This is a genomic window from Rhizobium freirei PRF 81 (assembly GCF_000359745.1).
GTDB classification, from domain to species: domain Bacteria; phylum Pseudomonadota; class Alphaproteobacteria; order Rhizobiales; family Rhizobiaceae; genus Rhizobium; species Rhizobium freirei.
Genome location: NZ_AQHN01000016.1, coordinates 62,369 through 74,856, shown reverse-complemented (window position 1 = coordinate 74,856; position 12,488 = coordinate 62,369). Strand labels below are relative to the sequence as shown.

General features: G+C 64.2%; 10 protein-coding genes. 6 read left to right on the top strand and 4 right to left on the bottom strand.

From position 1 onward, the window contains the following. Nucleotides 1–33: 33 nt before the first annotated feature. A complete protein-coding gene (locus RHSP_RS06920; protein ID WP_004111273.1) occupies nucleotides 34–648 on the top strand; it encodes an acyltransferase in 615 nt (204 codons plus the stop codon). 52 nt (nucleotides 649–700) lie between these two features. Here RHSP_RS06920 and RHSP_RS06915 read toward each other — a convergent pair whose 3' ends face one another. From RHSP_RS06915 to paaG, 4 genes are all read right to left on the bottom strand, one after another. Continuing rightward, nucleotides 701–1,297 (bottom strand): TetR/AcrR family transcriptional regulator, encoded by a 597-nt coding sequence (locus tag RHSP_RS06915; RefSeq protein WP_004111270.1) that lies wholly within the window; start codon nucleotides 1,295–1,297, stop codon nucleotides 701–703. Nucleotides 1,298–1,489: 192 nt separating this feature from the next. Then, a complete protein-coding gene (gene paaK, locus RHSP_RS06910) occupies nucleotides 1,490–2,800 on the bottom strand; it encodes a phenylacetate--CoA ligase PaaK (protein WP_004111268.1) in 1,311 nt (436 codons plus the stop codon). A 67-nt stretch (nucleotides 2,801–2,867) separates the two neighbouring features. Beyond that, nucleotides 2,868–3,317 (bottom strand): hydroxyphenylacetyl-CoA thioesterase PaaI, encoded by a 450-nt coding sequence (gene paaI / locus RHSP_RS06905; protein ID WP_004111266.1) that lies wholly within the window; start codon nucleotides 3,315–3,317, stop codon nucleotides 2,868–2,870. Further along, the gene (gene paaG / locus RHSP_RS06900) at nucleotides 3,314–4,102 is read right to left on the bottom strand and encodes a 2-(1,2-epoxy-1,2-dihydrophenyl)acetyl-CoA isomerase PaaG (protein WP_004111264.1); all 789 of its coding nucleotides are present in this window, start codon (nucleotides 4,100–4,102) and stop codon (nucleotides 3,314–3,316) included. Before paaG ends, paaI begins: the two co-directional genes overlap by 4 nt. 104 nt (nucleotides 4,103–4,206) lie before the next feature. Between paaG and paaN the strand changes: the two genes are divergently transcribed. From paaN to RHSP_RS06875, 5 genes are all read left to right on the top strand, one after another. Next, entirely contained in the window at nucleotides 4,207–5,871 is a 1,665-nt protein-coding gene (gene paaN, locus RHSP_RS06895) for a phenylacetic acid degradation protein PaaN (protein WP_037150153.1), read from the top strand. Between the two features lie 3 nt (nucleotides 5,872–5,874). After that, entirely contained in the window at nucleotides 5,875–7,929 is a 2,055-nt protein-coding gene (locus tag RHSP_RS06890; protein WP_004111259.1) for a 3-hydroxyacyl-CoA dehydrogenase NAD-binding domain-containing protein, read from the top strand. Between the two features lie 58 nt (nucleotides 7,930–7,987). Next, nucleotides 7,988–8,908 (top strand): helix-turn-helix domain-containing protein, encoded by a 921-nt coding sequence (locus RHSP_RS06885; RefSeq protein WP_037150149.1) that lies wholly within the window; start codon nucleotides 7,988–7,990, stop codon nucleotides 8,906–8,908. Nucleotides 8,909–9,022: 114 nt separating this feature from the next. Continuing rightward, nucleotides 9,023–10,432, top strand: a complete 1,410-nt coding sequence (locus tag RHSP_RS06880) for an aldehyde dehydrogenase family protein (protein WP_004111256.1) — start codon at nucleotides 9,023–9,025, stop codon at nucleotides 10,430–10,432. Between the two features lie 30 nt (nucleotides 10,433–10,462). Then, nucleotides 10,463–12,445 carry a copper amine oxidase gene (locus tag RHSP_RS06875; protein ID WP_004111255.1) on the top strand — a complete coding sequence of 661 codons (1,983 nt, stop codon included), beginning with the start codon at nucleotides 10,463–10,465 and terminating at the stop codon, nucleotides 12,443–12,445. Nucleotides 12,446–12,488: the final 43 nt, after the last annotated feature.

Here is a 12,488-nt window from a genome sequence, read left to right as displayed (position 1 = left end):
ACGGCGGCGGCGAGAGTCGATCGGAGGAGAGATATGGCCCAGATCTACGCCTATGACGGCATCGTGCCGGTGATCGATCCGGAAGCCTTCGTGCACCCGGCCGCGGTGGTGATCGGCGACGTCATCGTCGGTGCCGGCTGCTATGTCGGCCCGGCGGCTGTCCTGCGCGGCGATTTCGGCCGCATTGTCATGGGAGCCGGCTCGAACGTGCAGGAGACCTGTGTGGTGCACAGCTTTCCGGACCTCGAGGTGATCATCGGCGAAGAGGGCCATATCGGACACGGAGCCGTGCTGCACGGCTGCAGGATCGGCCGCAACGCCATGGTTGGCATGAATGCCGTGGTCATGGACGAGGCGGTGATCGGCGAAAACTCGATCGTCGCCGCGATGGCGTTCGTCAAGGCCGGTGCGGAAATTCCCCCAAACAGCCTCGCGGTAGGGTCCCCGGCGCGCGTCCTGCGCGAACTCAGCGAAGAGGAAATCGCCTGGAAGCGCCAGGGCACCGCCATCTACCAGCGCCTGGCGCTTGAGGCCAAAGATAAGCTGCGGCCGGCAGAACCGCTCACGGCGCCCGAGCCCAACCGCCAGCGCATTCGCGCGCCGAAATATGATCCGCTGATCCTGGCGCGGCTGAAGCTTGGGGATTGAGCGGGCGGCAATAGGCAAGGTTCGTCTTGGGAGACTGCCGGAAAAAGTGGATTTACTTGACCGCCTTCACCCCTTCGAGCACCAACGTCGTTGCGATGTCGGCATATTCGTCGCGGCTGATCGGACCGTCCGGCCGGAACCACATGTAAACCCAGTTCATCATGCCGAAGAGAGACATGGTGACAGGCATGAGAAGCGGCCGCTCCCGACTTAGGTCGGGATTGATGTCGCGGATGATGTTTGAAAAGCGTTTGACGATCCGCCGTTCGATCGACTGGATCTCGGTAACCTGTTCGGCCGAAAGGGTGCCGCTGGCGTTAAGCTGAACCTTGTGGTGGTCGTCTGCGTCGCGGTAGCTTTCGAGCATCTGCCGCACCAGGAGCCTCAGCCGCTTTTCCGGCTCCGCATCCGGCTGGTCGGCGGCTTCAATGGCGGAATCGAGCTCGACCAGATGGGTGCGGATAATATCGAAAATCAGCGCGTCCTTGCTCGGATAGTAGTGATAGAGCAGAGCCTTCGAGACGTTGCTGCGCGAGGCGATCATCGCCATCGAGGCCTTTTCCATACCTATCTCGGCGAAGACCGCGGCGGCGCTCGACAGGATGCCCCGCTGTTTTTCCTCGAAGTCGATTGCGCGTGTGCGTGCCATGCTCGTCCTATCGTCTTTTCGTTTCTCCCTGCCCGTGAGGGCAAAAAGCCGGTGTCGGTCGCCGGGGGAATCGCTCGGTTCCGAATCATTCGTCAGCCAGAGCGCGTGCGCAAGCCATGAACCTGCGCACCCTATGATGCAATGGGACGGCTTTTGCCAAGTCGTCCGTCGTGAGGGACCAGCGAGATCGCCTCATTCCTTCGGGCGGTTGTCGACCACCCGCTTTGCCTTGCCTTCGGATCGCGCGACTGTGCCTGGTGTCTGCACCTCGATCCTGGTGCTGACACCGACGACGCTCTTGATGTGATGCGCGAGCTCCTTGGCGGAGCCGGCGCGCGCCGCGTCATCGGCTGCTGCCGGCGTGCATTCCACATGCACCGTCATGGTATCCATGCGGCCGGAGCGGGAGAGCTCGATCTGGAAATGGGGTGCAAGTCCGCGACATTTCAGGATCTGTTCTTCAATCTGCGTCGGGAAAACGTTGACGCCGCGGAGAATCATCATGTCGTCGGAGCGGCCGGTGACCTTTTCCATTCGTCGCATGCTGCGGGCGCTTCCCGGCAGCAACCGGGTCAAGTCGCGGGTGCGGTAGCGAATCATGGGCAGGCCTTCCTTGGTCAGTGTGGTGAAGACCAGCTCGCCCAGCTCGCCGTCGGGTAGAACTTCGCCCGTCACCGGATCGATGATCTCGGGATAGAAATGGTCCTCCCAAATGTGCAGCCCGTCCTTCGTCTCCACGCACTCGCTGGCGACGCCGGGGCCTATCACCTCGGAAAGCCCGTAAATGTCAACGGCGTGCATGTCGAAGGCCTGTTCGATCTCCTCGCGCATCGCATTTGTCCAGGGCTCTGCGCCGAAGATGCCGATCGCGAGCGAGCTTGAACGCGGGTCGATGCCTTGCCGGTGGAACTCGTCGAGGATCGACAGCATGTAGGAAGGCGTGACCATGATGATGCGCGGCTTGAAGTCCTGCATCAGCGTGACCTGACGCTCGGTCATGCCGCCCGAGATCGGCACCACCGTGCAGCCGAGCTTTTCGGCGCCGTAATGTGCGCCGAGGCCGCCGGTGAAGAGGCCGTAGCCGTAGGCCACATGCACCATATCGCCCGGCCTGCCGCCGCCGGCGCGGATCGAACGCGCGACCACCGTCGCCCAGGTGTCGATATCCTTCAGCGTATAGCCGACGACGGTCGGCTTGCCCGTGGTTCCCGATGAACCGTGTATGCGGCAGAGCTTCTCGCGAGGCACGGCGAACATGCCGAACGGATAGGTGTTGCGCAGGTCCTGCTTGGTCGTGAAGGGAAACTTGGCAAGATCGCCCAGCGTCTTCAGGTCGGAGGGATGCACGCCTGCTTCGTCAAACCGGGTGCGATAGAAGGGTGAATTCTCGTAAGCGTGGTTGAGCGACCATTTCATCCGCTCCAGCTGCAGGCCGGCGAGTTCGTCGCGCGAGGCGGTTTCGATCGGCTCGAGATCGCCGGGGCGGGGGGCTAGGTTTTCCATGTATGTCTCCTCCGAAATCCAAATGAACAAGAGCGCTGGACCACATCAAGATGCGGGCGCTCGATGTTCAGCTCTGCTCGGGCAGATGCGTGCCCTTGATGGTGCGCGAGTGGCCGCGGAATTCCGCGAGCGTCTCACCCTTTTGGTTCATGACCGTTATGTCGTAGATGCCGCCTCGGCCGCGCCGCGAGACTTCGCGCGCCATTGCTGTCAGGCGGTCGCCCTCGAAGGCGGATGCGATGAAGGTGACGGTGCAGTGCTGCGCCACCGTGCGCTGATTGTAGGTGTTGCAGGCAAAGGCAAAGGCGCTGTCGGCGAGCGTGAAAATATAGCCGCCGTGGCACATCCCGTGGCCGTTTGCCATCTCGGCGGTGATCGTCATCGACAGCGTGGCGGTTCCCGCCGCGACATTGTCGATCTGCATGCCGAGCCGCTGCGTCGCACGGTCGTCTGTCCACATGGCGTCGGCGCAGGCGCGGGCGAGCTGATCCGGGCTCATGGTCTCTGCCGCGCTCATCGTCCCGTAAACTCCGGCTTACGCTTCTCCAGGAAGGCGGCGACGCCCTCGGCGTAATCGGCGCTGCGGCCGGCCTCGCGCTGCAGGTCGCGCTCGAGGTCTAGCTGCTCGTCGAGCGAATTGGTGGCGGCGGCCTGGATTGCCCGTTTGGTCATGCCGAGGCCTCTGGTGGGGCCGGCGGCGAGCTTCTTGGCAAGGTCCATGGCCTCCGCCAGCAGCGTCTCGTCGTCGACGGCGCGCCAAATCAAGCCCCAGTCGGCCGCGGTTTCCGCCGGGAGCGGCTCCGCGGTCAGCGCCAGGGCCTTGGCGCGGGCCTCGCCGATCAGGCGCGGCAGGCTCCAGGTGCCTCCGGAATCCGGCACCAGACCGATCTTGGCGAAAGCCTGGATGAAGCGGGCGGAGCGCGCCGCAAGTACGATGTCGCAAGCAAAGGCGATGTTGGCGCCCGCGCCCGCGGCCACGCCGTTGACGGCACAGACGACTGGCTTGTCGAGGCTGCGGATCAGCCGGAGCAGGGGATTATAGAATGTTTCGATAGTATGGCCGAGATCGGGGACGCCCTTACGCGGATCACGGTCGCTGAGATCCTGGCCGGCGGAAAAGCCGCGCCCGGCGCCGGTCAGAAGCACAGCGCGGACGGCATCGTCGGCATGCGCTTGCTCAAAGCCGGCGCGCAGCGCCAAATGCATCTCTTCATTGAAGGAGTTGAGCTTGTCCGGGCGGTTGAGCGTCAGCGTCAGAACGCCGTCGGCAAGCACGGAAAGAACGGTATCGGTAGCTGGCATGGTTTCCTCCTGCCGCCGGCCAGTCCCGGCGGGTTCCGAAAAAATACTTGCATAAACCGACCGGTCAGTCAATTATACAGATTATAGACAGGGAGGAAATCAGCATGGTGACCTTGTTCGACCGACATCGGGCGACGCTGGAAGCGGCTTTGGCCGCGGCGCGCGAGCGTGGTTTTTGGTCGGCCTATCCCGAAGTTCCGAGTGGCAAGATTTATGGTGAAACGGCCAAGGATGAAGGGCTTCGGGCTTATGAAGCGCGACTGAACCGGTCCTTCGCTCTTCCCGGTCATCCCGCAACCGGTACGGTCGGGGCGGAAGTTTCCCCCTATGGTGCGACGCTCGGGATTTCCTATCCGGCCGCCGACGCTGAAACGCTGGTTGCCGCCTCTCGGGAAGCCGCTCCGGCCTGGGCCGCTGCCACGCCGGAGGCACGTGCCGGCATCTGCATCGAAATCCTTTCCCGCCTCAACCGGATGAGCTTCGAAATGGCCAATGCGGTGATGCACACCACGGGTCAGGCCTTCGCCATGGCCTTCCAGGCGGGCGGTCCGCATGCGCAGGACCGTGGCCTCGAAGCCGCCGCCTACGCCTATGCCGAAATGACGCGCGCGCCGAAAAGCGCTGTCTGGTCGAAGCCGCAGGGTAAGGGCGAGCCGATTGTCCTCGAAAAGCACTGGCGCGTCGTACCGCGCGGCGTGTCGCTGATAATCGGCTGCCACACGTTTCCGACCTGGAACAGCTATCCCGGCCAGTTCGCGAGCCTTGCCACCGGCAATACCGTGATCGTCAAGCCGCATCCAGGCGCGATCCTGCCGCTGGCGCTGACAGTTGCGGTTGCTCGCGCCGTATTGGAAGAGCAAGGCTACCCCGCCGACGTCGTGCTGCTCGCCGCAGACCGGGCCGAAGCACCGATCACCGCCGCACTGGTCATGCATCCGGCTGTGCGCATCGTCGACTACACTGGCTCGAACGCCTTTGGCGCATGGGTGCGCGCGAATGCCGGCGACGCAGAGGTTTATACCGAAGAGGCAGGCGTCAACTCGATCGTGATCGCTGCGACCGACGATTTCAACGGCATGTGCGCCAATATCGCCTTTTCGCTGTCGCTCTATAGCGGTCAGATGTGCACCTCGCCGCAGAACATCTATGTGCCGCGCGGCGGCATCGACACGAACGAAGGGCATAAGAGCTTCGAGGAGGTTGCAGGTGGCATTGCTGCCGCCGTCGACGGATTGCTCGGCGATCCAGCACGCGCAGCCGGCGTCTGCGGCGCGATCGCGAACCCCACAACGCTTGCCCGCGTCGAGGCGGCCCGCGGCCTCGGGCGGATCATGCGCGACTCGCAACCCCTTGCCGGACTGGACGGCGCGCGCAGCGCAACCCCGCTGATTATCGCCGTCGACGGAGCCTCCGGCGAGGGCCAGAATGAAGAACGTTTCGGGCCAATCTCCTTTGTCATTGCTGTTGAAAGCGGCGGGGAAGGGATTGCCAAGGCTTCCGCGCTCGCCCGCCAAAAGGGTGCGATCACGGCAGCGCTCTATGCGACCGACGAGACCGTGATCGAGGAGGCGGTCGACGCTTTTGCGTCCGCCGGCGTCAACCTTTCGGTCAATCTAACCGGCAACATCTTCGTCAACCAGAGTGCCGCATTCAGCGACTTCCATGTCACCGGCGGCAATCCTGCCGGCAATGCCAGCCTTACTGACACTGCTTTCGTCGCAAACCGGTTTCGGCTTGCCATGTGGCGACGGCCGAAGACGGGGAAGTGAACGATGACCGTCACCATCGAATTGAAAGGCGGGATTGCCGTCGTCACCGTCGACAATCCGCCCGTCAACGCATTATCGCAGGCGCTGCGCCAAGGGCTTCTTGAAGCGGCTGAAACCCTCGACGCCGACCCTTCGGTTAAGGCGGTCGTCCTTACCTGCGCCGGGCGCACCTTCATCGCCGGAGCAGACGTCGGCGAATTCGGCAAGCCGCCGCAGCCTCCGCATTTGCCTGACGTCGTGGCGCGGATCGAAAGCGCTGCAAAACCTTGGGTCGCGGTGATTCATGGCGCTGCGCTCGGTGGCGGTTTCGAAGTGGCGCTGGCGTGCCGCTTCCGCGTTGCTGCACCTGATGCAAGCATGGGCCTGCCGGAAGTTCGCCTCGGCCTCGTGCCGGGAGCAGGTGGCACCGTGCGTCTGCCACGTCTTGCCGGTGTCGAGACTGCCGTGGCGATGGTCACGACCGGCCAGCCGGTCAAGGCCGTTAACGCACTCTCTGCCGGATTGATTGACACGATTGTCGAGGGCGATCTGACAGAAGGCGCGATCGCCTTCGGGCGCGGCATTTCCAATGCGCCGCTGCCCGCCCCGCTCAGCGAGCGCGGCGTCGCTTCGCCGGACGCCGGTTTCTGGGAAATGGCGGAGACATCCGTCGCTGCCCGGGCCAAGGGAGAGGAAGCACCATTTCGCGCGCTTGCCTGTCTGCGCAAGGCTGCAGAGAGCGATTTCGAAACGGCGATGGCCTTCGAACGAGAAACCTTTCTCTCGCTGCGCGGTTCCACCCAGGCTGCGGCCCTGCTGCACGTCTTTTTCGCCGAACGCGCCGCAACCCGGCCACCGGAACTTGCGGGCGTAGAGCCGCGCCCGATCCGCTCGGCTGCCGTCATCGGCGGCGGCACCATGGGTGCGGGCATCGCCGCCGCCCTTCGGGATGCCGGCTTGCCCGTCATCCTCGTCGAGCGCGATCAGGCGGCAGTGGAGCGCGGCCTTGCCAATGTCGCGGCGATCTTCGAGGGCTCGGCGAAGCGCGGCCGTATTAGCGCCGAGATTGCCGCCGAACGCATCGCCGGCGTGACGGGTTCGGCCAACTATGCTGCCGCAGCCGATGTCGATCTGGCGGTCGAGGCGGTTTTCGAAGACCTTGAGGTCAAGCGCGCGGTCTTCGCAAAGCTCGGCGAGGTCTGCCGGCCCGACGCGGTGCTCGCCACGAACACCTCCTACCTCGATCCGAATGCGATCGCGTCGGGCATTGTCCACCCGGAGCGCTTCCTCGGCCTGCACTTCTTCAGTCCGGCCAATATCATGAAGCTGATGGAGATCGTACCGGCGGCTGAAACTGCGACGGAGGTGACGGCGGCCGGCTTCGCGCTGGCACGGCTCCTCAACAAGATCCCGGTCCGTGCCGGCATCTGCGATGGCTTTATCGGCAACCGCATCCTCAAGGTAACGCGCGCCCAGGCCGAACGGCTGTTGCTTTCGGGCGCGACACCGGCGGCGGTCGACGCCGCCATGCGCGCCTTCGGTCTGCCGATGGGGCCTTTCGAGGCTCAGGATCTGGGCGGACTGGACATCGCGGCCTTCCAGCGCCGTGCTGCAAGGGCGCGCGGCGAAACGCCTTTTGCTCCAATTGCCGACCGGCTTTGCGCTGTGGAGCGCTACGGCCAGAAGACCGGCGGTGGCTGGTACGACTACCAGCCTGGCGAGCGCAAGCCGCATGCTTCCGAGACAGTGGCGGCGATCATCGCCGAAGAGGCCGTGCACACGCCGCGGCGCGACTGGACGCCGTCCGAGATCGCCGACTGCATCGTCCTGCCGATGGTCAACGAGGCGGCGCGCATCCTGACCGAGGGCGTGGCGCTGCGTGCAGCCGATATCGATCTCGTAAAAATCCATGGCTATGGTTTCCCGCGCTGGCGCGGCGGGCCGATGGCCTATGCCGAGGCGCGGGGACTTGCGGAGGTCTCGGATGCGCTGACCCGTCTTGCGGAGACAGGACTCGCCGAGCCGCCATGTGCGTTGCTGAAGCAGGCGGCTGGTGGCGGCAAATGGCCGTGGCCATAGGCAAGTGTCAATAAAGTGATACGATCCGCGTAAAGCTGCAAAGGCCAGGGAGGGGATGATGCAGTCGTTGATAACACCGGTCCATAGACCGTTGCCCGTGGAAATCCTGCAGGCGGACCTGCGCAAAGTCTGCGGCGCCTTCGACCTGGAGCCGATGGGCCGCGACGGAACGGTTGCCGGCGACGTCGCGACGCGTCGCATCGGCTTTTTCGAAACGGCGGTGGTTGGGCTCGATGCCCGCCACGTCAGCCGCAGCGTCCGTTCGATCCGTCAGGATCCGGGCGAACACCTCTTTCTCTTGATCCAGGACGAGGGCCACTGCCGCATCGAGCAGGGCGATAAAATGGCGACGCTTGCCGCTGGCGACATGTTCCTCGTCGATTCCACCCTGCCGTCCGCCTTCGTCTATGACGGCGTGCGCTCCAGCCAGATGTCGCTGCACATGCCGCGCGAAGAGATGCTGCATCGTTTTGGCGCGGAATGCACCGGCGGCGTGGCGATCAGCCGTGAAGACCCACTGTGGATCGCCATGCGGGCGGTGCTGACCAAGATGCTGGCAGAGCCCGGCGCGACGACGCAGCTCGGTGAAGCCTTCTTCTGCCTGATGGGGGCCTATCTGCAAGGAATCAGGACGCAGGAGAAGGCGCGATCGGCAGAGACGCTGCTGTCGCGGGCGCTAGTCATCATCGATCGCAACTGCGCCGATCCCGCTTTCGGCCCGAGCGAGCTTGCCCGCCGCCTCAATGTTTCCGAGCGCATGCTGCAACGGCATTTCCAGGCACTCGGCGAGACACCCGGCCACCGGCTGCTCAGCCGCCGCCTGGAACTCGCGCATGCCCACCTCGGCTCTCATGCGCCGAGCGGGCAGGGTATCGCCGGCATCGCCTTCGACGCAGGCTTCAATGATCTTTCCTATTTCTACCGCGAGTTCCGCAAGAAATACGGCATCACGCCCGGCGCCGTAGCCCACTGCCATTGACGGATTTGTCCAACGCGACGGACGCTTCCGTCCAAGCCGAAGCCCGGCACTTCGCCTAGGCTCTTTCGTCATCGGTTCCGCATGTGGCCGGGACCCGCAACGGAGGAGGCGAGGATGACGCTCCATAGCGCGACGATCAATGGCCGGCCGGTCAATGGCGAGAAAAGTTTCAGTGTGTTGAACCCGGCGACCGGCGAGGAAGTGGGGCGTGCGCCGAACATGGGCGCGGCCGAACTCAACGCCGCGGTCGCTGCCGCCAAAGCGGCGTTTCCGGCCTGGTCGGCAAAGAGCGACGCGGAACGGCAGGCGGCCTGTGCGGCCGTCACCTCCCGCATCGAGGCGCATGCCGGCGAGCTTGCAGAGCTTTTGACCCGTGAGCAGGGCAAGCCGCTGAACGGCCTCGGCTCGCGCTGGGAGCTTGGCGGTACGGTCGCCTGGGCCGGCTACACGACGGGGCTTTCGCTGCCCGTCAAGGTGCTCCAGGACAACGAGCAGGGCCGCATTGAACTTCACCGCAAGCCGCTCGGTGTCGTCGGCTCGATCACGCCGTGGAACTTCCCGGTCATGATCGCGATCTGGCACGTCATGCCGGCGCTGCGCAGCGGCAATACCGTCGTCATCAAACCGTCGCCGCTGACGCCGCTTGCGACGCTGCGGCTGGTCGAGATCATGAACGAAGTCTTGCCGCCGGGCGTGCTCAATGTCGTTACCGGCGACGACAGCGGCGAGTTCAACCTCGGCGGCGCCATGTCCGCCCATCCGGATATCCGCAAGATCGTCTTCACCGGCTCCTGCGCGACCGGCCAGAAGGTCATGCGCTCGGCTGCCGAGACGATGAAGCGCCTCACTCTGGAGCTCGGCGGCAACGACGCCGGCATCGTGCTGCCCGACGCCGATCCGGCAGCGATCGCCGAGGGCCTGTTCTGGGGCGCCTTCATCAACAACGGCCAGACCTGCGCTGCCATGAAGCGGCTCTACATCCATGAAGCGATCCACGACGCCGTCTGCGAGGCGCTCGTCGCCTATGCGAAGAATATCCCGGTCGGCAACGGCCTGGAGGAGGGCAGCATTCTCGGGCCGATCCAGAACCGCGTGCAGTTCGACAAGGTCAGCCGCCTGGTGGCCGACGCCAAGAGCCGCGGCAAGGCGCTGCTCGGCGGCGCTGCGGGCGAGGGCCTGTTCTTCCCGCCGACCATCGTCGCGGGCCTTTCCAACGGCGACGCGCTGGTTGACGAGGAACAGTTCGGCCCGGCGCTGCCGGTGATCAAGTACTCGAACGTCGAGGACGCGATCCGCATGGCCAACGACAGTCCGAACGGCCTCGGCGGTTCGGTCTGGTCCTCAGACATCGCCGCTGCCAAGGAGGTCGCGGCTCGTATGGAATGCGGCTCGGTCTGGATCAACAAGCACGGCGCCATTCAGCCGAACGCGCCGTTCGGAGGCGTCAAGGGCTCGGGCTTCGGCGTCGAATTCGCCGAGGAAGGCCTGCAGGAATACACGGACATCCAGGTGGTGTTTGCTTGATGCATCGATGAGAACACAAGGGAGGAGACAATGAGAGTAACGCGATATCTCGCCTCGGCCGGCCTCGTGCTGGCGCTTGGCGCGCCCGCCGCGTTCGCCCATCCGTTGGATGGGCTGACGGCAGAGGAATACCAGAAGATCAACAGGATCCTGCGTGACGAGAAGGTGGTGGACGACAACACGCTCTATCCGCTGATCGAGCTCAAGGAGCCGGCCAAGGCCGCCGCGCTCTCCTGGAAAGACGGCGACAAGCCGCTCGACCGCGAGGCGAAGGTGCAGCTGACGAGCCCTGAAGGGTTCAAGGAAGCGGTCGTCAACATCACGACCGGCAAGGTCGAAAGCACGACGCCGATCAAGGGCCAGCCGATGGTCCTCTTCACCGAATTCATGGACGCGCTGGCCGGCGCGCTGCAGAACCCCGAGATGGTGGCTGGCCTGAAGAAGCGCGGCTTGACGCCGGAGCAGGCCTTCTGCCTGCCGCTGACGGCAGGCAACTTCTTCACCGAGGAATACAAGAATTCCCGGCTGATGAAAGTGCCCTGCTACCGCGTTCCGGAAGGCTCCAACTACTACGCCAAGCCGATCGAAGGCCTCTTCGCCGTCTACGACATCGGCAAGAAGAAGGTGCTGAAGGTCATCGACACCGGCGCCATCGATGGCCCGAAGGACAATTGGGGTTATACCGAGAAAGAAGTCGGGGCGCGTGAGCCGTTGCGCCCGCAGATGAACATGGCCAAGCTTTCCCAGGAGGGCGGCCCGAACTACAAGATCAACGGCACCCACCTGGACTGGGACATCTGGCGCTTCAACTTCCGTGTCGACAAGCGCCCGGGCCTGGTGCTTTCCAATCTCGACGTCAAGGACGGCGACACGTGGCGTTCGGTGATCTACCAGTCGCATCTTTCGGAAGTCTTCGTGCCTTACATGGATCCGACCGAGGGCTGGTACTGGCGCACCTATATGGATAGCGGAGAGTATGGCTTCGGTCTGTTCCTGAGCCCGCTGCGCGCCGGCGTTGACTGCCCGAGCTACGCCACCTTCCTGCCGGCGACCATCGCAGACGACAAGGGCAACCCGCTGACGATCCCGAATGCGATCTGCGTCTTCGAGCGCTCGATCGGCGACCCGGCCTGGCGTCACTTCGAAGTCTTCGCCCAGACGCCCGACAAGCCGCTTCCGGCCGAAGGCCGCCCGGCGACGGAACTGGTCGTGCGGACGGCATCGGAAGTCGGCAACTACGACTATCTGATGGACTATCGGCTGCAGCAGGACGGTCAGATCCGCATCATGATCGGCGCGACCGGCCTCGATGCCGTGAAGGGCGTGGCCTCGACCTCGATGGACGACGCGACGGCGGCGGCAGACACCGCGCACGGCACGCTCATCGCCCCGAACCTGGTGGCCGCCAACCACGACCACTACTTCAACTTCCGCATCGACTTCGACGTCGACCAGCCGGTGAACCATTTCGGCACCATGGATATCGTGCCCTCCAAGGTCGATCCGAAGAACCCGCGCCGGTCGATGTGGGAAGTACAGCACACGATGCCGAAGACCGAGATGGAAGCGCGCTACCAGCTTTCGGCGATGAAGCCGCGCTACTTCATGATCTCCGATCCGTCCCGCAAGGGCTATCTTGGCCAGGAACCGGGCTGGATGATCCATCATGGCGATGTGGCCTACGGTCCCTTCGACTTCGCCAAGGACCCGCCGATGAAGCGCAACGCCTATATCGAATATTCGGTCTGGAACACGGTGTATGACCCGGACCAGCAGTATGCCGGTGGTAAATTCGCCATGCAGAGCGACGGCTCCGACACGCTGCCGGAATGGGTCAAGGCCAACAAGCCGCTGATGGGCAAGGACATCGTGACCTGGTTCACCGCCGGCTTCCACCACATCCCCCGCATGGAGGACTGGCCGGTGATGTCGACCGAGTGGAAGACCATCCACATCGAGCCGCATAACTTCTTTGCCCATAACCCGGCGTTGACCATCCGCGACGCCCAGTGACGGCAGGCAGATAAGCTGCTTGGGAAGACCCGCCCGCCTCAAG

Bases quoted from the DNA above. Each gene is read 5' to 3' on its own strand.
- RHSP_RS06920 (WP_004111273.1), top strand. From the start codon at position 34: ATGGCCCAGATCTACGCCTATGACGGCATCGTGCCGGTGATCGATCCG.
- RHSP_RS06915 (WP_004111270.1), bottom strand. From the start codon at position 1,297: ATGGCACGCACACGCGCAATCGACTTCGAGGAAAAACAGCGGGGCATC.
- paaK (WP_004111268.1), bottom strand. From the start codon at position 2,800: ATGGAAAACCTAGCCCCCCGCCCCGGCGATCTCGAGCCGATCGAAACC.
- paaI (WP_004111266.1), bottom strand. From the start codon at position 3,317: ATGAGCGCGGCAGAGACCATGAGCCCGGATCAGCTCGCCCGCGCCTGC.
- paaG (WP_004111264.1), bottom strand. From the start codon at position 4,102: ATGCCAGCTACCGATACCGTTCTTTCCGTGCTTGCCGACGGCGTTCTG.
- paaN (WP_037150153.1), top strand. From the start codon at position 4,207: ATGGTGACCTTGTTCGACCGACATCGGGCGACGCTGGAAGCGGCTTTG.
- RHSP_RS06890 (WP_004111259.1), top strand. From the start codon at position 5,875: ATGACCGTCACCATCGAATTGAAAGGCGGGATTGCCGTCGTCACCGTC.
- RHSP_RS06885 (WP_037150149.1), top strand. From the start codon at position 7,988: ATGCAGTCGTTGATAACACCGGTCCATAGACCGTTGCCCGTGGAAATC.
- RHSP_RS06880 (WP_004111256.1), top strand. From the start codon at position 9,023: ATGACGCTCCATAGCGCGACGATCAATGGCCGGCCGGTCAATGGCGAG.
- RHSP_RS06875 (WP_004111255.1), top strand. From the start codon at position 10,463: ATGAGAGTAACGCGATATCTCGCCTCGGCCGGCCTCGTGCTGGCGCTT.